Raw genomic sequence first — 20,251 nt, 5'->3', positions numbered from 1 at the left:
ACATCTGGACATTACCATCGCTCTAAATACGCTGGATATTCTAAATTATCTAATGCATCATCACGCACAACTATTGCCTGCGCTGACCCAGCCGACAATGAAACAGATAACAGGTTTTTCATGAAATCGCATAACAATCTCAAATCCTTGCTGACCACCAGTGCTATTGCTTGCTCACTGTGGCTGCTGACAACCTCTGCGGGCTTGCGGGCTGAAGATGCAACCCGCATCAATTTGCAAGACACCGAAATTCGTCAGTTAATTGACATCGTAGCCAAATCGACCGGGAAAAACTTCATCGTCGACCAACAAGTGCGCGGCAAAGTGACCTTCATTTCTGGGCGCGGCCTGGATAAGGATGGCCTGTATGAAGCCTTCCTCTCAGTGTTGCAGGTGCACGGTTACGAAGCGGTGGAATCCGGCAACCTGATCAAAATTGTCCCGGTTGGCAAGGCTCGCGGCAACGTTGCCCCACTGGTAGCTGATGCACGGGAAAGCGATTCCGATGCAACCATTACCCAGGTTGTTAATCTGGATTACATCCCGGTCAATACCGCGATCCAGACCCTGATGCCCTTAAGCGGGCAAGGTGAAACCAGTATCCTGCCCAATCAAGCCAGCAATTCCTTGGTTATCAAGGGCAAAGCGCAAAACGTGGAGCGCCTGCTGGATGTCATCAGCAATATTGATAAACCCAACAACGAAGACTTTGAACTGGTTCCGCTGGATTACGCGGTTGCTTCACAAGTTGCCTCTACCCTGCAAGGCTTGATGGCAGGCGGGGCAGGCGCAGCAGGTAGCGTGGCCATGTCCACCAGCGGCAAAGTATCCGCCGACGAACGCACCAACAGTGTGCTGATTTCTGGTGACAAACAAACCCGTGAACGCATGAAAAGCGCCATTACCAAACTGGATGTCAAACGCGCTATCGAAGGTGATACCCGAGTCATCCAGCTCCGCTACGCCAAAGCGGAAGACGTGGTAAGTGTCCTCAATGGCGTTGCCCCTAACCTGCAACGCTACAGCGCAGGCAGCTACGACTCCACCGGGGCGGCAGTGGGTGTCGCTGGCGCTGGCGCATCTCAAGGCAGCAGCTCTACAGATATTAAAGTATTAGCCGATAAAAGCAGCAACTCCATCATTATCAGCGGCCCACCCACTTTGCAGAAAAACATGATTGCCGTCATCAACCAACTTGACCGCCGCCGCGCCCAAGTCATGGTTGAAGCCGTCATTGCCGAAGTGTCTACCGACCTTTCCAACCAACTGGGCGCAGCCTTGCTCGCCAACGGCAGCAGCGGGGCGGGCTATAGCAACTTTGGCACCGGCCTGAGTACGCTGGCAGGGCTATATGGCAGCATCTCCGCCAGCTCCATCCCCACCATTCCCAACGGCTTGTTGCTGGGTGGCGGAAATGACAGTTTCGGTGTCATTGTAGATGCCCTGAAAGGCGATGCCGCCACCAATATCCTTTCCACCCCAACCTTGGTAACACTGGATAATGAGGAAGCCGAAATCACGGTCGGTCAGGAAGTGCCCTTCATTACAGGTCAATCAACCAGTGCTGCCAACGACACCACCAACCCCTTCACCACCATTGAGCGCAAGGATGTCGGCCTGACCTTCAAAATCACCCCACAAATCAACCGGGGCAATACCGTAAACCTAAAAATTGATCAGGAAACATCCAATGTCGCCTCCAGCAGTACGGGGGCGGCTGACTTGATCACCAACAAGCGTAAAATCAGCACCAATGTGATGGTAGAAGATGGTCAGATTCTGGTGTTAGGTGGCTTGATCGAAGACAACTACCGGGATTCCGAAAGCAAGGTGCCGTTGCTGGGCGACATCCCGATTATTGGCAGCGTGTTCCGCAACAACACCACCAACAAAACCAAAAACAACCTGATGGTATTCATTCACCCGATCATTTTGCCGGATGGCAAATCAGCCGACGCCTACACTCGCCAGAAATACCAGACCATGCAACAGCAGCAGCAGCGCAGCAAGATATTGCAACGCGGCGGGCGCTTATCCGAAGGCCCTTCCACCCTGCCACCGGACATGAGCCGCGTCACCAATGGCACAGCCGACAGCTTGCATAACCCGCCAGCACCGCCAGTAAAACAGCCTGTAAAAAAGGCTGTACAAAGTAAATGCAACAAGGCAGACCCCTTCTGTAATGGGATTTTATGAGTAGCAAGGATGCACTAGCCCTCCCGGAAGAAGCCGTGGTAGCACCACTGAGCCTGCCTTACAGCTTTGCCAAACGCCACGGTGTCTTGCTGCAAACCAGCGGGCAACATCCGCAGGTATTGTGCCGTACCGGGGTCACACCCTTGGCCTTGGCAGAAGTGCAACGCCTCAGTGGTGCCGCCTTACAGTTCCAGTCGGTGGATAACGCAACCTTTGACCGCCTGTTGGCAGCGCACTATGACCGCAGTCAGGTGGGTGCATCCATGATGCAGGACATCGGCGACGATGCCGATTTGCAGGACATTGCCGGTTCCCTGCCCGAGCCGGAAGACTTGCTGGAATCCGAAGACGATGCCCCCATTATCCGTCTGATCAATGCGCTGTTGACGCAGGCCGTCAAGGAAAGCGCATCCGACATCCACATCGAAACCTTTGAAACCCGTATGTCGGTGCGGATGCGGGTCGACGGTATCTTGCGTGAAATCATTGAGCCACCGCGCAAACTTGCCCCGGTGATCATTTCGCGCATCAAGGTCATGGCGCGGCTGGACATTGCCGAAAAACGCCTGCCGCAAGACGGACGCATTTCCCTGCGCGTCGCCGGGCGCGGGGTCGACGTGCGGGTATCCACCCTGCCCTCCGGTCACACCGAACGGGTGGTGTTGCGTTTGCTGGATAAACAAGCCGGACGCTTGAATCTGTCGCATTTGGGCATGGACCCGAAAATTTACGACCGCCTGCAACTGCTGATCGAAAAGCCGCACGGCATTATTCTGGTCACAGGCCCGACAGGTTCGGGGAAAACCACCACGCTGTACGCTGGCCTCACCCATTTGAACGACCAGCGCCGCAATATTCTCACCGTGGAAGACCCGATCGAATACTACATCGACGGTATCGGGCAAACCCAAGTGAATGCCAAAGTCGACATGACCTTTGCACGTGGCTTGCGTGCCATTTTACGCCAAGACCCGGACGTGGTAATGGTCGGTGAAATCCGCGACCTGGAAACTGCTGAAATCGCCGTGCAAGCCAGTTTGACGGGGCACTTGGTGTTTTCCACCCTGCATACCAATACTGCCGTGGGCGCTGTTACCCGCTTGCAGGACATGGGCGTGGAACCTTACCTGCTCGCCTCCAGCTTGCTGGGTGTTGTCGCGCAACGTCTGGTACGCCTGCTCTGCCCGGAATGCAAACACCCCGCCACGGCCGATGATGGTGAAATGAAAATCCTGCGGGCAGACAATCGCTCTCCCCCGCCCATCCTTTACAAGCCAGTAGGCTGCCCCGCCTGTAACCACCGGGGCTTTGTCGGGCGTCTCGGCATTTACGAGCTGGTGGCGCTGGATGATGGCCTGCGCCAGATGATCCACGACCATAAAAGCGAAATGCAACTGGAAGCCTACGCCCGCCAACACAGCCCCAGCATCCGCGAAGACGGTATCCGTCTGGTGCTGGAAGGCCGCACCTCACTGGATGAAGTGCTGCGCGTCACCCGTGAGGATGCCTAACCGTGCCAGCGTTTGAATACCTTGCCCTCAATGCTGCCGGAAAAGAAGAACGCGGCATTATGGAAGCGGATACCCCGCGTCAGGTCAGGCAACTGTTACGCAACGGCGACCTGATCCCGCTGGAAATCAACGAAGTCGCCCAAAAGCAAAAAAAGTCCGAAAGCCGCTCACTCTTCGGCGGCGGGCGCTTGAACCCGGCAGACCTTGCGCTGATGACCCGCCAATTGGCAACGCTGGTACGCGCCGGTTCGCCGATTGAAGAAGCCCTCGGCGCGGTGGTACGCCAAACCGAACGCAATTCCTCACGGCGCATTTTCTCCGCCATCCGCTCACGGGTGATGGAAGGCCATACACTCGCAGGCTCGCTGGGGCAGTTTCCCAGTGCATTCCCGGTGCTGTACCGCGCCACCGTCGGCGCGGGTGAACAATCCGGGCATTTGTCCGAAGTATTGGAACGGCTGGCGGATTACACCGAAAACCGCCAACACAACCAGCAAAAAGTCACCGCTGCACTGGCTTACCCGATGATCTTGCTGCTGGTGGCTATCGGGGTGGTCTCTGCCCTGTTGCGCTTCGTCGTCCCCAAGGTGGTGGAAGCCTTTGCCACGCTCGACATTGAGCTGCCGCTGCTGACCCGCATGTTGATTGCTGCCAGCGAATTCCTGCAAAACCACGGCCTGACCTTGCTGATCGGCATTATCCTGTTGATTGCGGGTATCGTCTGGCTCTTACAACGCCCCCTCTGGAAACGCCGTTACCACAAGCTGGTACTACGCCTGCCCATCGTTGGGCGCATCGCTCGCGGCATTAATACCGAAAACTTTGCTCGCACTTTCAGCATCCTCAGCAGCAGCGGCGTCACCGTACTCGATGCCATGAAAATTTCCGCTGAAGTCGTCATCAATATCCCCATGCGCGAATCGGTACTGGAATCTGCCGAAAAAGTCCGTGAAGGGATGCCCATCCACAAAGCGCTGGAACGTTCCGGCTACTTCCCGCCGATGATGGTTTACCTGATTGCCAGCGGCGAAGGCAGCGGTAAACTCGATGAAATGCTGGAACGTGCCGCCATCCAGCAAGAACGCGAAGTTCAAGCGAAAATTTCCACCATGCTCAGCCTGCTCGAACCCGGTTTAATCCTGGTCATGGGCGGCATTGTCACCCTGATTGTCCTTTCCATCATGCTCCCGGTCATGGGCGGCATGTCACAAATCATGCATTAATCCCCATTATTTTTCCTGATTAAACACTTCATCAGCTAAATAGCGTCGGTCGTAAGCCGTGGCGTTGAGGCTCTCTCACGTCAGTCGCATAGTGTTATCAAGCAATAACAAACTTTTGCAACCCAATATTAAAAATAATGACCTGTGGGGAATAAATTTCACACAAGGTCTTTGTGGAGCAAACACTATGTCAGATAACAGCCTCGCATTCCGTTTGACAACAGACGTTTTTCCTTTGGAAGGAAGCTCCAGCTATTCACCTAAAGCTCAAGCAAACAGCACCAACCTGCTGTATGTGTACACACCTGAAAATGATGTGGCATCCATTGCTGAGGTACTGAAACGCAACAATATTCCTCATATCGTGAATCATTACGGCATCCGCGACTACCGCGATAAAACCCTGTGTTTCTGCAAAATTTCTGATCTGGATGACACACAACTCAACTTTTTGGTGAATGCTGCCAGTGCAGGTGCACGGGTAGAAGCACTTCTCGATCATTTGGACAAGCGCCTCAACTTTGTCGAAACCGAACTGCTACACGCCGATTATTTGCTGGAAAATAGCCAGCGGCAACGGACACCAGCCCCCTACCAGTGGCAGAAACGCCTGCTGGACGTGGGTATGTCTCTGCTACTGCTAACCCTGTCCTTACCCATCTGGTTGCTCACCGCACTTGCCATCAAACTGGAATCACCGGGACCAGTCTTTTTTCAGCAACGCCGCACTGGCCTGTTCAATCAGGAATTCAGCATTTTCAAATTCCGCTCCATGTGTGTGGATGCTGAAAAAGACGGAGCACGTTGGGCATCCAAAAATGACAGCCGCATTACACGGGTAGGTAATTTCATCCGCAAAACCCGCATTGATGAATTGCCACAACTGCTCAATGTGCTGAAAGGCGAAATGTCCATCGTTGGCCCACGCCCGGAACGCGAAGTGTTTATCCACGATTTGGAAAAACAGATTCCTTTCTACCGTTTCCGCCACACGGTCAAACCGGGCGTGACCGGTCTGGCACAGGTACGCTATACCTATGGCGCTTCTGTGGAAGACGCCATGCATAAGCACCGCCATGACATTTACTACATCAAACACCAGAATTTCTGGATGGATGTGCGGATTCTGCTCGATACCGTGCGCATCGTGCTGACGGGTCAAGGGGTCTGATGTATCATCAGGAGCTTTCCCCCAACAAGGATTGCCCCGCATGGATACCCCCATCCGCATGACCGAATACAGCCACGGCTCCGGTTGTGGCTGCAAGATTTCCCCCGCCGTCCTCGATGTCATCCTGCACAGCCAACTGCCGCCGGATGTGTGCGATGCCCTGTTAGTCGGCAACAGTTCCCGCGATGATGCTGCCGTTTACGATCTGGGCAATGGCACGGCGGTCATCAGCACCACCGATTTTTTCATGCCGATCGTCGATGACCCGTTCACTTTCGGGCGGATTGCCGCCACCAACGCCATCAGCGATGTGTACGCCATGGGCGGCAAACCCATCATGGCGATTGCGATTTTCGGCTGGCCACTCGACAAACTGCCACCAGAAATCGGGCGTGAAGTGGTCGAAGGCGGGCGTAAAGCTTGTCAGGATGCCGGTATTCCACTCGCAGGCGGACACAGCATCGACGCCCCAGAACCCATTTTCGGGCTGGCTGTCACCGGCATTGTCCAGACCCGTCACCTCAAACAAAACAGCACTGCCACCGCTGGTTGCAAGCTGTATCTCACCAAACCCCTTGGTATCGGTATTCTCACCACCGCTCAAAAGCGTAAAGTCTTGTTGCCGGAACACACTAATCTTGCCATCGACACCATGTGCCGCATGAATACCATCGGGGCGCAATTCGGTGAAATGGCCAGCGTCACCGCCTTGACCGACGTGACCGGCTTTGGCCTCGGTGGGCATTTACGCGAAATGTGCGAAGGCAGCCACTTGCAAGCGGTGATCCAATTCGCGCAAGTGCCTGTATTGCCACACATCCCGCAATATCTGGAACTGAATTGCTCACCCGGCGGCGCACAACGCAATTTCGACAGCTACGGCTATGCGCTGGGCGACATGACAGAACGCCAGCGGCAAATCATCTGTGACCCGCAAACCAGCGGCGGCTTGCTCGTGGCGGTTGACCCAGCGGGTGAGGCTGATTTCCTGATGATCTGTCGTGATGCGGGGCTGGATTTACAAGCCATTGGCTACCTGCGCGAACCGGTGGCAGGCGCTGCCCTGATTACGGTTGAATGATATGTCGCTGAAAGAAGTTGGCAAGGATTTGCCCCTGGTTGAAGACCTGCGCAGCCTGTTCCTGTCGGGCAGGCCGCTGCTGGATGTCCGCGCTCCGGTGGAATTTCACGAAGGTGCTTTCCCCAACACCCGCAATCATCCACTGATGGATGATGCCGACCGCGAAGCCATCGGCACTTGCTACAAGCAACAAGGTCAGGATGCAGCGATTGCGCTGGGAATGCAGCGGGTCAGCGGCGACATCAAGGATGCACGGGTCGCCGCCTGGGCAGCCTTTGCCCGCGAACACCCGGATGGCGTGTTGTACTGCTTTCGTGGTGGTTTGCGTTCGCGCATTTCCCAGCAGTTATTGTATGAAAGCACTGGCATCCAGTACCCGCGCGTCAAGGGCGGTTACAAGCTCATGCGGCGTTTCCTGTTACAGCAACTGGAAACACTGCCCAGCCAATTGCAGCCGATTATTCTCAGTGGCGGCACTGGCTCAGGCAAAACGATCTTTCTGAAAACCATCAGCCAATCCATTGATTTGGAGGGCATTGCCAACCACAGAGGTTCCGCCTTCGGGACGCAGCCTAACCAGCAACCCACGCAAATAAACTTTGAAAACCAGCTTGCCATTGACCTGATGCGCAAGCTCGACCAAGGCCAGAGTACCCTGCTGTTTGAAGACGAAAGCCGCATGATTGGCTCATTACACTTACCTGAAACGTTTTTCAAAAGGCTTTCCGAAGCACCCTTGGTGCTGATGCAAGTGCCAAATGATGAGCGTGTCGAAATCAGTTACCAAGAATACGTGGTGGATAATTTGCAAGCCTTCACCGCGCTGCATCATGGCGATGAAGCAGCAGGGTTTGCTGCATTCAGCCAGTATTTGCTGGGCAGTCTGGCTAAAATCCAGCGGCGCTTGGGTGGGGTGCGCTACCAGAAAGCTCACCGGATGATGCAGGACGCCTTGATACAGCAGAAACGCACCGGCAAAACAGAGGCACATTACGATCTGGTGCGCTTCATCCTGCTGGATTATTACGACCCGATGTACAATTACCAGATCAGCAAAAAGCAGGATCGGCTGGTGTTTACAGGTTCACCAGCCGAAGTGCGCGATTACCTCAACAGTATGGGTATCAGGTGATCACGTCGGCGGCTTCGCGCCCAGTGAATTCGGTGATCCGTGCTACTTGTTGGGCAATATTGAGCAAGTCTGCCAAGGCTTCTTGCACATCCTGATTATGCTTGGCGGTATCCGCTTCGTATTTTTCGAGGTATACCCGTAAGGTTGCGCCCTGTGTACCGGTGCCGGACAAACGGAAAATGATGCGTGAGCCATTGGTGAATAGAATGCGGATACCCTGATTCTTGCTGACTGAACCATCAACTGGATCGGTATAAGTGAAGTTATCCGCAGCACTTACCGTCAAGCCACTACCAAACGGCTTGCCTGCCAACGTTGGCAATTGCGCCTGCAAGGCATCCACCAACGCATTGGCATCCTTCAAATCAATGGATTCGTAATCGTGGCGTGAATAGTAATTGCGCCCGTATTCTGCCCAGTGGCTACGCACGATGTTTTCTACCGAGTCCTGCTTTTCTGCCAGCAAGTTCAACCAGAACAGCACTGCCCATAGACCATCTTTTTCGCGCACATGGTCAGAACCCGTGCCAAAACTTTCTTCGCCACACAGGGTAATTTTGCCCACATCCAGCAAGTTGCCGAAAAACTTCCAGCCGGTGGGTGTTTCAAAGCAAGGGATGCCGAGTTTCGCCGCAACCCGATCAGGTGCCTGACTGGTCGGCATGGAACGTGCTATCCCGGCAATACCGTTACGGTAGCCGGGAATCAGCCGCGCATTCGCCGCTAGTATTGCCAAACTATCGCTAGGGGTGACAAAGAAACGCTTGCCCAGAATCATATTGCGGTCGCCATCGCCGTCAGAGGCTGCGCCAAAGTCCATCGTTGACTGGCGGGCATACAATAAGCTCATCAATTCTTTGGCATGTGCCTGATTGGGGTCTGGGTGTCCGCCACCAAAATCGGCCAGTGGTAAGCCATGAATGACCGTGCCTTCTGGTGCGCCCAAACGCTGTTCCAGAATCTGGTGTGCATACGGGCCCGTGACAGCGTGCATTGCGTCGAAACGCATCTTGAAAGACTCAGAGCTGAGCATTGCTGCAAGCTTGTCGAAATCAAAAATGCTTTCCATCAGGGTCTGATATGCACTCACCGAATCAATCACTTCCACTTGCATCCCGGCAAGCTGATACACGCCCAGTTTGTCGACCGGAATCGGCTGAATCGGCACAATACGGTATTCATGAAGCTGTTTCGAGGCGGCAAACATGGCCTCGGTCATGCTCTCCGGCGCAGGGCCACCGTTAGCACCGTTAAATTTGATGCCGAAATCGCCTTCCGGCCCCCCCGCATTATGGCTGGCAGAGAGGATAATCCCGCCGAGTGCCTGATACTGGCGAATCAGATTGGAAGCCGCCGGGGTAGACAGGATACCGCCCTGCCCCACGATCACCCGTCCGAAACCTGTCGCCGCCGCCATGCGCAAGATAATCTGGATAGCTTCACGGTTAAAGTAACGCCCATCGCCCCCTAGAATCAGGGTACTACCCGGCACATTTTCCAGGGTATTGAAAATGGCTTGTACAAAGTTTTGCAGGTAATCAGGCTTTTTGAACTGTTTGACGCTTTTACGCAAACCGGAAGTGCCCGGTTTCTGGTCGTCGAAAGGTGTTGTCTTGATGATCTGGATAGTCATGATGGTACGCTTACCCGTTGGTTTTTGTTAGGATCAAGGTTCTTTCTGCACAGCATGGCAGCCGCACACATTACCAACCCATTATGGATTTATGTTAGTTAAAGAACAACCCACCAGCTTCTCACCACTGCCTAAATCTTTCGCGGCACTCATGGAAATGTACGAAATAAATTATATCCAGTTGCGTCTGTTGTGCGGTGACATCCGTATATTGCCAGAAGCCTCGGTATCGAGGGTTGCCAACGGGATTCCAGTAGCTGCCCATGTCATTGAACATTCACGCCACACCACCACGCTGATGCTGACATACTTGTTCAATGAATACAGCGGCGCTAAGGATAACCGCCCTGACATGCTGATCCGGGTCTATCACGATTCACGTCAAGCCGAAGTTATTAGCCATCGCTGTCGGCTTACCGATGAGGTTGTACAATACTGGGGCAAGGAACTCGACACCATGCTGCTGTGTCGCTGGCGAATGAACCGATTCCTGTACAAGTGGACAAATTATTTACGGCGACAAGGCCATTGCTTCGCTTACGACCATGAAAACGAAAATTTTTTGTAGAACTTTTCCTTAAAAAGCATACAATGCCTTTACACAACTTCTATTATTGTTAACATTTCGTATAACTTTTAGGTGCAAATATTCTTGACTAGAACACTGGGTTTACTTAAGATACCAAGTAATTCAGTCGGGAATTAACAAGCAGTCGTACTGCCAAGGAGTATACCCATGAAACTGTCAACAAAAGGTCGATACGCGGTCACTGCCATGATGGATCTGGCCATTCATGATCATCAGGGTCCCGTCACGCTAGCCGATATTTCACAATGCCAAGGCATTTCCCTGTCCTATCTCGAACAGCTCTTTGCAAAATTGCGTAAAGAAGGTTTGGTAGAAGGTGTGCGTGGCCCCGGTGGTGGTTATCGTTTAGGCCGCCCGTCCAGCCAGATCAGTATTGCGGAAATTATCAACGCAGTCGATGAGAACATTGACGTTACCCGTTGCTTAGGTAGCAAGGATTGCCATGGCGGCGAAAAGTGCTTAACCCACCAATTATGGGAAGATTTGAGCGGGCGTTTGTACGAATTTCTGGATAATCTCACGCTGGCGAGCTTCATCAATCGCCCTGAGATTCGGGAAGTGTCGCGCCGTCAGGACACGATAGCCAGCCGAATTGCTACCATGTTTCCACCACGCCCAACCATTGGTGCTGGTGCAACCATAGTAGGTGTGGCTTGTTAACAAACAGTAGGGGCGAATAATGATTTGCCCCTACCTGCCCCTGCTGACTTAAGCAGGGATACTTTCGCGTTTTTCAGTCCGTACATCAAACTGATGCAACTCCATTACAGGGTGAATCTGCAACAGCGTCAATTTTCCCAATGCCTTATCATCCAGCAATGAAGCACCGGTGTCGATGTAGTAGAAGTTGGCGGTATGCAGCGGTTTGCTCACGGGCGTATGCCCAAACACCACCAGATCAATACCTTCCACTGGCACAGTCCGCCCAAGCATTTTGAAATGCTTGTAGCGGTTGCGTGACCACAACGCATATTCTTCCATGTCCGGGTCAGCATCCAGCAAGCGGATAAATTTATGCCAGGGAATACCGGTAGGAATATCTGCATGGACAATGCCGATATGCCCTACTGCCGTGGATACCTCGAAAGCCAATGGCAGATTCGCCAACACTTTGCGGATACGCGGGCGAATGTGTTCAGGCACCTGCTTCCACCAAGCCCCACCGTTATAGCGAGTCCAATTCTCCAGCACCTGCTCGTTAAATTCCGAGTCCAGCAGCATCCGCTCATGGTTGCCCATAATCGAATGAAACCAAGGATAGTTCAAAAACTCAATCACACGGTGAGATTCAGCACCACGGTCGATCAAATCACCGACTGAAAACACACGGTCGCAGTCCGGGTTGAAGTTGATTCGCTGCAAAAGTTGCTCAAGTGCTTTGAAAGAACCATGAATATCGCCGACGACAAAATCCCGTCCACGTGAATTTTTACCGAAAAATTTGAAGGGTGTATAGTTCATGGTGATAATTCCAAGGACAACCTAACCAAAATTAGCCAGTTAGCATAGGGCTTGCTTCTGCATTTTATTGTGACACCGACTAGACCAGCACTTGCTCTGAAAAAAGCTTAACTCAATTGATACCAATAAGAAATAACTTTATCCTATATTTTCTCTGTATGTGTAAAATTTCTTGATGAAAAAGCCAGTAACGCCCAGCCTATCATGAAGCTTAGCCCGCCGAGGGGAGTGACCATGGCAAACCCCTTAACACCCGTTAAAACATAAGCATAAAGGCTTCCTGAAAACAAAACCATGCCTAACAGGAATGCATAGCCAGCAAACATAACATACTTATTTCTTATTAATTTATACAATATGCTTATCAATAATAAAGCCAATGAATGATAAAACTGGTACTCGACACCCGTATGAAAACGTTGCAACATCTTGGCATCCACCAGCTTTTCCAGCCCATGTGCGCCGAATGCCCCCAGAATGACTGCGAGCATTCCAGACAAGCTGCCGATTAGCAGAAAATGATTTTTTTCCACAACTAGTTAACCTTATGAATACACATGAAAGACGTCAATTATACCGGGTCATTCTCAGAATCATGGCATGGTTTGGTATTTTATTATTAATGGCCGTATTTTTACGTAGCTGCTTTCCCTAGATACACATCATAACGCACCGCTTTCCCAGCAATCACGAAAGCGGGTTTACAACCTTCCAGCTCGGGAGCATGGCGCGGGCGCTTAACTACCACCCTGCGTTTGGCGTGCTGACAGGCCAGTTCAAGTAACGCATCGCTATCCTCATCCGCGCCCACCACTTCGTGAAAAAAACGCATTTCTTTCTGCACCAGCGCAGACTTTTGCCGCTCTGGAAACATAGGATCGAGGTAAACTACATCAGGCACATCGTTTACAGGCATTGCACCCAGCCATACGTGTGCATCTGCCAGATACAAGGTCATACGGCTGGCAATATCAACGGCCTCACTGTCATCGCTGGCAAGGGCGCGTTTGAGACCATCAGCCAGCAGTGCGTGAACAATCGGGGAACGTTCCAGCAAGGTCACGGTACAGCCTAGCGTGGCTAGCACGAAGGATTCCCGCCCCAACCCGGCGGTAGCATCAATCACATGGGGATGTTTGAATTTATGAAGCCCAATGGCTTTGGCAATATCTTGACCCTTGCCACCGCCAAACTTGCGGCGATGTTGGGCTTTGCCTTCGACAAAATCGACATAAACGGCACCCACTTTGGGATCGTGGGTGTCGTGTAGTTCCAGCCGTTGCGGCGTTTGGACTAACCGGTAACGCTCAAGCATCAATAATGCGGCGGCGGGGTTTCATCGGCCTGACTGCCGACCGCAGACGGGGTAATGGATTTGAGCTTTTCATTGAGACGCTCGATTTCCAATAACGCCCGCGTGATGTCCTGCTGTTGCAGGTAAATCTGGCGGCTCAAGGCTTCAAGGGTTTGCTCCTGTTCCATGAACAGGAGTTCCAGCTTTTCCAAACGTGCATCCACGAGATTAACGGCCTTTTACCGCAGCAATGCGCAGACGCAGTGCATTCAGCTTGATGAAGCCTTCTGCATCTTTCTGGTTGTATGCACCGCCGTCGTCGTCAAAGGTGGCAATAGCCGCGTCAAACAGGCTGTCGTCCGATTTACGCCCGGCGACCGTGACAGCACCTTTGTACAGTTTCATGCGAACCACGCCGTTGACGTGTGTCTGAGATGCGTCGATCATTTTCTGCATCATTTCACGCTCAGGACTCCACCAGTAGCCGTTGTAGACCAGTTCGGCATATTTAGGCATCAGACTGTCTTTCAGGTGCGCCACTTCGCGGTCAAGCGTCAGGGATTCAATCGCACGGTGCGCAGGCAACAGGATTGTGCCGCCGGGGGTTTCGTAGCAGCCGCGTGATTTCATACCGACGTAACGGTTTTCGACCAGATCCAGACGACCGATACCGTTTGCACCGCCCACTTTATTCAGGGTTTCCAGAATCGTGGCAGGTGACATTTCTACGCCATCCAGCGCTACTGCGTCACCGTTGCGGAAGGTGATTTCGACGTAAGTAGGTTTGTCTGGGGCAGTTTCCGGGGAAACACTCCAACGCCACATGTCTTCTTCGGCTTCAAACCACGGGTCTTCCAGTGGACCGCCTTCGTAGGAAATGTGCAGCAGGTTGGCATCCATTGAATACGGGGATTTCTTGCCTGCCTTCTTGAAGTCGACCGGAATATTGTGCTTTTCGGCGTACTGCATCAGGGCTTCGCGGGAATTCATGTCCCATTCGCGCCACGGCGCAATCACTTTCACACCCGGTTTCAGTGCATACGCACCCAACTCGAAACGTACCTGGTCATTGCCTTTGCCGGTCGCACCGTGGGAAATCGCATCCGCGCCGGTTGCATTGGCGATTTCAATCAAACGCTTGGCAATCAATGGGCGGGCAATGGATGTACCCAGCAGGTATTCGCCTTCGTAAATGGTGTTGGCGCGGAACATCGGGAACACGTAATCGCGCACGAATTCTTCACGCAAATCTTCAATGAAGATCTCTTCTGGCTTGATGCCCATCGCCAAAGCTTTGGCACGTGCTGGCTCGACCTCTTCGCCCTGACCGATGTCAGCAGTGAAGGTGACGATTTCGCACCCGTAAACTTCTTGCAGCCACTTGACGATGATGGAAGTATCCAGCCCGCCTGAGTAGGCCAGCACGACTTTCTTGACTGATTGCGTCATGTCTGTGTTCCCGTATGATAATCGAAACGGGGCATTATATGCGCTACACTCATGCCTTGCACTACTAACGAGAGAAAGGAGATACTATGGAACGCCGTTCATTCCTGAAACAAGCAGCTATCAGCGCCGCAACCCTTGGCGCTGCTGCTCCAGCCACCCTGCTTGCCGCCGATGACGCCAAATCGGCTGACTTACCCACGGTTACCTGGCGCTTGACCTCCAGTTTCCCTAAATCGCTCGACACCATTTACGGTGCATCCGACATACTCGCAGCGACGCTTGATAAAATCACGGGTGGTAAATTCACCGTCAAAATATTTGCAGCAGGCGAGATCGTCCCCGGCCTGCAAGTGCTCGATGCCATCCAGAACGGCACCGTCGAAGCCGGACACACCGCTTCTTACTATTACTTCGGCAAAAACCCCGCATTAGCGTTTGATTGCGCCGTGCCCTTCGGCCTGACTTCGCGCCAGCAAACAGCATGGATGTTGCACGGTAACGGCATGAAACTGATGCGCGAACTGTTCGCCGAATACAACGTCGTCAACTTCATGGGCGGCAATACTGGCACACAAATGGGCGGCTGGTTCAACAAGGAAATCAACACCGTCAAGGATCTGGAAGGCTTGAAATTCCGCGTCGGTGGTTTTGCCGGGCGCGTACTCAGCAAGTTGGGTGTCGTGCCACAACAATTGCCCGGTGGCGACATTTACCCCGCACTGGAGAAAGGCACGATTGACGCTGCCGAATGGGTAGGCCCTTACGACGACGAAAAACTGGGTTTCGCCAAAATCGTCAAAAACTACTACACCCCCGGCTGGTGGGAAGCAGGCCCGCAAATGTCCTTCTACGTCAATAAGGAACAGTGGGAAAAACTGCCCGAGCCGTACAAAGCGGCATGGGAAGCTGCTTGCCAACAAGCGCACAACGACATGCAGGCCAAGTACGACGCCAACAACCCGCAAGCCCTCGCCAACCTGTTGCAAGGCGATGTGAAACTGCGCCAGTTCAGCGACGAAATCATGGAGGCTTGCTTTAAAGCCACCGTGGAAACTTACGAAGAAGAATCCAAGGCCAACCCCAAGTTCAAAAAGATTTACGACGACTGGAAAGTGTTCCGCAATAACCAAGCGCAATGGTTCAGCGTAGCGGAACAATCCTACGCCAAGTTCGCCTTCGCCAAGAAGCTGTAATTAAACCTCTTGCTCCCTTCACCCCTTGCGGGGGAAGGGCTGGGGATGGGGGTATTCTTCACCATGCTACTAACATTTTCTCATGCCGTTGACACCGTCAATCGCTGGTTTGGGCAACTTGCCAATGTGCTCATCTTGCTCGCCTGTGTGGTCAGTGCTGGCAATGCCCTGCTCCGCTATGGCTTTGACCTCAGCAATAACTGGCCACTGGAATTGCAGTGGTATCTGTTTGGTGCAGCCGTGATGCTGGGCACGTCTTACACACTCCAACAAAACGGACATGTGCGCGTCGACATCATTTACGGCAATGTCTCCGATCGCGCCCGCTTGTGGATCGACATTTTCGGGCTGGTGGTTTTCCTGCTACCTGCCTGCGCCTTATTCGCATGGCTGTCATGGAGCACGCTATTTTTACCCTCGTGGGACATTCTGGAACACTCCAGCAATGCCGGTGGCTTACCCCGTTACCCGATCAAATTCATCCTGCCGCTGGGCTTTTTCATGCTGGTATTGCAAGGCTTGTCGGAACTGGTGAAACGCTTCGCCGCACTCAAAGGCGATATTCAGCTTGATACCCATTACGAGAGGCCAGAGCAATGATTACACTGGAAATGATGCCGCTGCTAATGTTCGGCGGGCTGGTTTTATTCATGCTGGTCGGCTTCCCCGTAGCCTTTTCACTGATGGCGGTCGGGCTATTTTTTGGCTTCATTTCGATTGAAATGGGCTTTTTCACGCTGTCGTTTTTGCAAGCGATTCCGCAGCGGATTTTTGGTAGCGTCATCGCGAATGAATTGCTATTGGCGATACCGTTTTTCACCTTTATGGGCGCGGTGCTGGAACGCAGCCGTCTCGCCGAAGACATGCTCGATTCGATGGGGCAATTGTTCGGGCGCGTGCGCGGTGGCTTAGGCTATTCGGTGATTCTGGTGAGCTTCGTACTGGGTGCGATTACTGGCACGGTGGCAGCGCAAGTGATCGCTATGGCGATGATTTCACTGCCGGTGATGATGCGTTACGGTTACAACATGCGTTACACCACCGGGGTGCTGGCAGCTTCGGGGACGATTGCGCAAATTGTGCCGCCATCCTTGGTACTGATTATCCTTGCCGACCAGTTGAAAACACCGACGGCGAGTGCGGATGTGGGCAGCATGTACCTGGGCGCGTGGATTCCAGCACTCATGCAAATCAGCCTGTTCATGCTCTACACGTTTTTCCTTACCCGCATTAAACCAGCTTGGTTGCCGGGGATTCCTGAAAGCGAGATTACTCTGAAGGGTTCGGCACTGTGGAAAAAAGCCTTGCGCGGCATTATTCCCACCGCTGTGCTGATTTTTCTGGTGCTGGGCACGATCATGCTGGGCATTGCTACTCCGACCGAATCCGGTGCGATGGGCGCAATGGGTGCGGTGTTTCTAGCCTTTATGCGTCGCCAACAACTCGGTGGTACGGCGGAATGGTGGAGCCTGATTAAACAGGCTTACAAAAATACCGCCCGTATTACCTCGATGGTGGTGTTCATCCTGATTGGTGCAACCACGTTTTCGGTAGTGTTTCAGGGCGTGGATGGTGGTCACTGGGTCGAAAGTCTGTTCTCGGATTTACCCGGCGGCTGGATGAGTTTCATGCTGATCGTCAACCTGTTCATCTTCTTCCTCGCGTTCTTCCTCGACTTTTTTGAGATTGTGTTCATCCTCGTGCCTTTGCTTGCACCTGTCGCGCAGAAGATTCTCACGCCCGTATTGCTGGCGAGTTTCGGCGGCAATGAACAGGCGGCGGCGACTGGGGCATTAATCTGGTTCGGGATTACTTTGAGCGTGAATATCCAGACCTCGTTCATGCATCCACCGTTCGGGTTTGCACTGTTCTATTTGCGTGGGGTTGCACCGAAAGAGGTGAAAAGCAGCGACATTTACTGGGGTGCGTTGCCGTGGGTAGGCTTGCAAATGATCATGACGCTGATCGTGATGTTCTCGCCGGGTTTGGTGACTGCGTTGATGGATAAGAGCCATGCGGCCATTCCACAAGGACAGGAAATCAATTTCCAGATGGAAAGCAATAAACCCGCCGCAAGTTCAGGCTCAGGTAGCAACGAATTGCAGTTCAGTCTGGATGGGCAGGAGCCAGCAAAAACGCCGGAGCCAGCCAAGAAAGACAGTAACGAACTGAATTTCCAGTTTGAGAAATGATCGCCAGCAACGCCCGGTAGCCGGTGATGAAACCAGCTTCTTCCAGAATGCGTACCCGGCGCAGGCAGGGCGAGGGCGAAAGGCCGATGCTGTCAGCCAAATCCTGATTGCTGATGCTCCCGTTGTCTTGCAGGATGCGGAGAATTTGCCAATCGTAGCGGTCGAGTTGTGTAGTCATGCTTGCTGTTCCTGCTCGTCCAACAAGTGCTGCAATTGCACCCGCAACAGTTCCACTAAACATGGCTATCACCATCTCCTTATAGACAAGTCCTCAAGGTAACTGTTCACGGGCTTGCAACTGCCACGGTCTGAGCTATGCTTGATGAATGAACGAGCTGACCACCACGTAACAGTTCACGAAACTGGCGGGCAATGCCTGCTTCACGCAGTTCAATACCCCATTTTGCACTGAGTCACTGCAATTCGGAGAGCATTGCTGCTTCCAGCCCCAAGGTCTTGTAACCAATATCACTGAACGAAATATGCAGCACCGGATGCGTTTTGTTCCAGTCCCACTGCGGCTCGATCGACAAGCCCGTAAACAAATCACGCCGCCCACCGTAAAGATACTTGATCACCGAAAGTGTCAGCGACTTGCCGAAACGGCGCGGACGCGATAAAAAGTAATACTTGCCTGTGGTCAGCAGATCGAAAATCGTCGCCGTTTTATCCGTCTTTCGCGTAAAACCTCGTCCTTCAGGGCGAGGATGCAGAGCGAGGGCAGCATCGCTGCGCCTCTTCCGTTTGTCGGCTGAAACCCGCATTTACGGTGGATTCAGGCGCACAAGGCAGAGATTTCAACCTATCCTTAACCTCATGCAACGACGCCAAGCCTTTAAATACGAACTGAAGCCCACCGGCGAGCAACAGCGCAACCTACGCCGTTACGCGGGATCGTGCCGCTTTGTTTACAACAAAGCGTTAGCGTTGCAGCAAGCCAACCATGCTGCGGGTGAAAAGTTCATCGGTTACGTGGCCATGGCAGCCAACCTGCCCGTTTGGAAACGCGAAGCGGGGCAGACGTGGCTAAAGGATTCCCCCTCACAGGCGTTGCAGCACGCACTAAAGGACTTGGACAAGGCCTACCAAAACTTCTTCGCCAAACGTGCCGATTTTCCTCGCTTCAAGCGCAAAGGCAGCGGCAACAATTTCCGCTATCCCGACCCTAAACAAATCAAACTCGATCAGCGTAACAATCGCCTTTTCCTGCCCAAACTGGGCTGGATACGCTACCGTAACAGCCGCGAGGTGTTGGGTGAATTACGCAATGTCACCGTGTCCGGCAAGGGCGGCAAATGGTTTGTCAGCATCCAAACCCAACGGGAAGTGGAGCAGCCAACCCCCACCGCCACCACGAGCATCGGCATCGACTTGGGCATCGCCCGTTTTGCCACGTTCTCGGATGGCAGCTACATTGCCCCGCTCAACAGCTTCAAGACAACACAAGCCAAGCTTGCCAAATACCAACGGCGCATGGCGCATAAACAAAAGTTCAGCAATAATTGGAAAAAGGCGAAAGCCCGCGTCCAAAAACTTCACGCGAAAATCGCCTATACCCGCTGCGATTTCCTGCACAAAGCCACGAATACAATCAGCCAAAACCACGCGGTAGTGTTCGTCGAAGACTTGCAGGTAGGCAATATGTCAAAATCAGCGGCAGGCACGGCAGAAAACCCCGGCAAGAACGTGGCGGCAAAGTCGGGCTTAAACAAAGCCATCCTTGACCAAGGTTGGGGGGAATTCCGTCGGCAGTTGGACTACAAGACGACATGGAATGGCGGAATGCTGTTTGCGGTGCCGCCGCAGTACACCAGCCAAACCTGCCCCGGTTGCGGGCATGTGTCGGCGGATAACCGCCAGAGCCAAGCGGTGTTTGCGTGTGTGGAATGTGGCTACGAAAATAACGCCGATGTGGTCGGCGCGATCAATGTCAAAGAGCGGGGACACCGCTTGTTAGCCTGTGGAGATGGGGCATTACGCCTCTCGATGAAGCAGGAACTCGCCGAAGTCAGTCAGCTATCTAGTGTCTGACCGAAAAAGCCTTCCTGCCGCCACGAGTGCCCAATTTTAGTCCATGCAGCCGTTTTCCCCGCCACCTTCTGGCAAGCACGAGGGTAAAACGCTGG

20 protein-coding genes are annotated in these 20,251 nt (G+C 53.1%); 12 read left to right on the top strand and 8 right to left on the bottom strand.

Annotation, left to right across the window (positions count from 1 at the left end):
• Positions 1-120 precede the first annotated feature (120 nt).
• The 6 genes from gspD to mnmH all read left to right on the top strand — a co-directional run bounded on the left by gspD (position 121) and on the right by mnmH (position 8,314).
• Positions 121-2,196, top strand: coding sequence for a type II secretion system secretin GspD (gspD, locus tag J9253_RS02045; protein ID WP_210223081.1), 2,076 nt, complete (start codon positions 121-123; stop codon positions 2,194-2,196).
• Positions 2,193-3,707 (top strand): type II secretion system ATPase GspE, encoded by a 1,515-nt coding sequence (gene gspE / locus J9253_RS02040; protein WP_210223080.1) that lies wholly within the window; start codon positions 2,193-2,195, stop codon positions 3,705-3,707. The genes gspD and gspE overlap by 4 nt, the downstream gene beginning before the upstream one ends.
• Before the next feature lie 2 nt (positions 3,708-3,709).
• A complete protein-coding gene (gspF, locus tag J9253_RS02035; protein WP_210223079.1) occupies positions 3,710-4,930 on the top strand; it encodes a type II secretion system inner membrane protein GspF in 1,221 nt (406 codons plus the stop codon).
• Positions 4,931-5,117: 187 nt separating this feature from the next.
• Complete coding sequence (locus tag J9253_RS02030; protein ID WP_210223078.1) at positions 5,118-6,101, top strand: exopolysaccharide biosynthesis polyprenyl glycosylphosphotransferase; 984 nt, start codon at positions 5,118-5,120, stop codon at positions 6,099-6,101.
• Positions 6,102-6,141: 40 nt separating this feature from the next.
• On the top strand, positions 6,142-7,182 hold the full coding sequence (gene selD, locus J9253_RS02025; RefSeq protein WP_210223077.1) for a selenide, water dikinase SelD: 1,041 nt from the start codon (positions 6,142-6,144) through the stop codon (positions 7,180-7,182).
• Position 7,183: 1 nt separating this feature from the next.
• Positions 7,184-8,314 carry a tRNA 2-selenouridine(34) synthase MnmH gene (mnmH, locus tag J9253_RS02020; RefSeq protein ID WP_210223076.1) on the top strand — a complete coding sequence of 377 codons (1,131 nt, stop codon included), beginning with the start codon at positions 7,184-7,186 and terminating at the stop codon, positions 8,312-8,314.
• Here mnmH and J9253_RS02015 read toward each other — a convergent pair.
• Positions 8,307-9,947, bottom strand: coding sequence for an alpha-D-glucose phosphate-specific phosphoglucomutase (locus tag J9253_RS02015; protein ID WP_210223075.1), 1,641 nt, complete (start codon positions 9,945-9,947; stop codon positions 8,307-8,309). The genes mnmH and J9253_RS02015 overlap by 8 nt on opposite strands.
• A 91-nt stretch (positions 9,948-10,038) precedes the next feature.
• Between J9253_RS02015 and J9253_RS02010 the strand changes: the two genes are divergently transcribed.
• Together J9253_RS02010 and J9253_RS02005 are read left to right on the top strand one after the other, a co-directional pair.
• On the top strand, positions 10,039-10,515 hold the full coding sequence (locus J9253_RS02010; RefSeq protein ID WP_210223074.1) for a DUF1249 domain-containing protein: 477 nt from the start codon (positions 10,039-10,041) through the stop codon (positions 10,513-10,515).
• A 168-nt stretch (positions 10,516-10,683) separates the two neighbouring features.
• A complete protein-coding gene (locus J9253_RS02005; RefSeq protein ID WP_210223073.1) occupies positions 10,684-11,196 on the top strand; it encodes a Fe-S cluster assembly transcription factor in 513 nt (170 codons plus the stop codon).
• A gap of 48 nt (positions 11,197-11,244) precedes the next feature.
• On the opposite strand, the gene J9253_RS02000 is transcribed toward J9253_RS02005, so the two are convergent.
• The 5 genes from J9253_RS02000 to J9253_RS01980 form a co-directional block, all read right to left on the bottom strand.
• The gene (locus J9253_RS02000) at positions 11,245-11,997 is read right to left on the bottom strand and encodes a metallophosphoesterase (protein ID WP_210223072.1); all 753 of its coding nucleotides are present in this window, start codon (positions 11,995-11,997) and stop codon (positions 11,245-11,247) included.
• Positions 11,998-12,140: 143 nt separating this feature from the next.
• Positions 12,141-12,530 (bottom strand): DUF423 domain-containing protein, encoded by a 390-nt coding sequence (locus tag J9253_RS01995; protein ID WP_210223071.1) that lies wholly within the window; start codon positions 12,528-12,530, stop codon positions 12,141-12,143.
• 101 nt (positions 12,531-12,631) lie between these two features.
• A complete protein-coding gene (locus J9253_RS01990) occupies positions 12,632-13,312 on the bottom strand; it encodes a class I SAM-dependent methyltransferase (protein ID WP_210223070.1) in 681 nt (226 codons plus the stop codon).
• Positions 13,312-13,515 (bottom strand): SlyX family protein, encoded by a 204-nt coding sequence (locus J9253_RS01985; RefSeq protein WP_028487899.1) that lies wholly within the window; start codon positions 13,513-13,515, stop codon positions 13,312-13,314. Before J9253_RS01985 ends, J9253_RS01990 begins: the two co-directional genes overlap by 1 nt.
• Positions 13,516-13,519: 4 nt before the next feature.
• On the bottom strand, positions 13,520-14,740 hold the full coding sequence (locus J9253_RS01980; RefSeq protein ID WP_210223069.1) for an argininosuccinate synthase: 1,221 nt from the start codon (positions 14,738-14,740) through the stop codon (positions 13,520-13,522).
• A gap of 86 nt (positions 14,741-14,826) precedes the next feature.
• Between J9253_RS01980 and J9253_RS01975 the strand changes: the two genes are divergently transcribed.
• The 3 genes from J9253_RS01975 (at position 14,827) to J9253_RS01965 (ending at position 18,125) form a co-directional block, all read left to right on the top strand.
• A complete protein-coding gene (locus tag J9253_RS01975) occupies positions 14,827-15,933 on the top strand; it encodes a TRAP transporter substrate-binding protein (RefSeq protein WP_210223068.1) in 1,107 nt (368 codons plus the stop codon).
• A 63-nt stretch (positions 15,934-15,996) separates the two neighbouring features.
• A complete protein-coding gene (locus J9253_RS01970; protein WP_210223067.1) occupies positions 15,997-16,533 on the top strand; it encodes a TRAP transporter small permease subunit in 537 nt (178 codons plus the stop codon).
• The gene (locus tag J9253_RS01965) at positions 16,530-18,125 is read left to right on the top strand and encodes a TRAP transporter large permease (RefSeq protein ID WP_210223066.1); all 1,596 of its coding nucleotides are present in this window, start codon (positions 16,530-16,532) and stop codon (positions 18,123-18,125) included. Before J9253_RS01970 ends, J9253_RS01965 begins: the two co-directional genes overlap by 4 nt.
• On the opposite strand, the gene J9253_RS20880 is transcribed toward J9253_RS01965, so the two are convergent.
• Positions 18,040-18,303, bottom strand: a complete 264-nt coding sequence (locus J9253_RS20880; RefSeq protein WP_210223065.1) for an Lrp/AsnC family transcriptional regulator — start codon at positions 18,301-18,303, stop codon at positions 18,040-18,042. The genes J9253_RS01965 and J9253_RS20880 overlap by 86 nt on opposite strands.
• Positions 18,304-18,538: 235 nt before the next feature.
• Entirely contained in the window at positions 18,539-18,889 is a 351-nt protein-coding gene (locus J9253_RS01955; RefSeq protein ID WP_210223064.1) for an AAA family ATPase, read from the bottom strand.
• A 52-nt stretch (positions 18,890-18,941) separates the two neighbouring features.
• Between J9253_RS01955 and J9253_RS01950 the strand changes: the two genes are divergently transcribed.
• Positions 18,942-20,156 (top strand): RNA-guided endonuclease InsQ/TnpB family protein, encoded by a 1,215-nt coding sequence (locus J9253_RS01950; RefSeq protein ID WP_210223063.1) that lies wholly within the window; start codon positions 18,942-18,944, stop codon positions 20,154-20,156.
• The last annotated feature ends 95 nt before the right edge of the window (positions 20,157-20,251 follow it).

It is taken from the genome of Thiothrix litoralis (assembly GCF_017901135.1).
Classification (GTDB): domain Bacteria; phylum Pseudomonadota; class Gammaproteobacteria; order Thiotrichales; family Thiotrichaceae; genus Thiothrix; species Thiothrix litoralis.
This window is presented reverse-complemented; position numbering and strand designations above follow the sequence as displayed.

Coding starts and splice junctions, on each gene's coding strand:
- J9253_RS01980 (WP_210223069.1), bottom strand. CDS start 14,740: ATGACGCAATCAGTCAAGAAAGTCGTGCTGGCCTACTCAGGCGGGCTG.
- J9253_RS01975 (WP_210223068.1), top strand. CDS start 14,827: ATGGAACGCCGTTCATTCCTGAAACAAGCAGCTATCAGCGCCGCAACC.
- J9253_RS02000 (WP_210223072.1), bottom strand. CDS start 11,997: ATGAACTATACACCCTTCAAATTTTTCGGTAAAAATTCACGTGGACGG.
- J9253_RS01970 (WP_210223067.1), top strand. CDS start 15,997: ATGCTACTAACATTTTCTCATGCCGTTGACACCGTCAATCGCTGGTTT.
- J9253_RS02015 (WP_210223075.1), bottom strand. CDS start 9,947: ATGACTATCCAGATCATCAAGACAACACCTTTCGACGACCAGAAACCG.
- J9253_RS02030 (WP_210223078.1), top strand. CDS start 5,118: ATGTCAGATAACAGCCTCGCATTCCGTTTGACAACAGACGTTTTTCCT.
- J9253_RS01965 (WP_210223066.1), top strand. CDS start 16,530: ATGATTACACTGGAAATGATGCCGCTGCTAATGTTCGGCGGGCTGGTT.
- J9253_RS02010 (WP_210223074.1), top strand. CDS start 10,039: ATGTTAGTTAAAGAACAACCCACCAGCTTCTCACCACTGCCTAAATCT.
- J9253_RS02005 (WP_210223073.1), top strand. CDS start 10,684: ATGAAACTGTCAACAAAAGGTCGATACGCGGTCACTGCCATGATGGAT.
- mnmH (WP_210223076.1), top strand. CDS start 7,184: ATGTCGCTGAAAGAAGTTGGCAAGGATTTGCCCCTGGTTGAAGACCTG.
- J9253_RS20880 (WP_210223065.1), bottom strand. CDS start 18,303: ATGACTACACAACTCGACCGCTACGATTGGCAAATTCTCCGCATCCTG.
- J9253_RS01955 (WP_210223064.1), bottom strand. CDS start 18,889: ATGCGGGTTTCAGCCGACAAACGGAAGAGGCGCAGCGATGCTGCCCTC.
- J9253_RS01950 (WP_210223063.1), top strand. CDS start 18,942: ATGCAACGACGCCAAGCCTTTAAATACGAACTGAAGCCCACCGGCGAG.
- J9253_RS01990 (WP_210223070.1), bottom strand. CDS start 13,312: ATGCTTGAGCGTTACCGGTTAGTCCAAACGCCGCAACGGCTGGAACTA.
- selD (WP_210223077.1), top strand. CDS start 6,142: ATGGATACCCCCATCCGCATGACCGAATACAGCCACGGCTCCGGTTGT.
- gspD (WP_210223081.1), top strand. CDS start 121: ATGAAATCGCATAACAATCTCAAATCCTTGCTGACCACCAGTGCTATT.
- gspE (WP_210223080.1), top strand. CDS start 2,193: ATGAGTAGCAAGGATGCACTAGCCCTCCCGGAAGAAGCCGTGGTAGCA.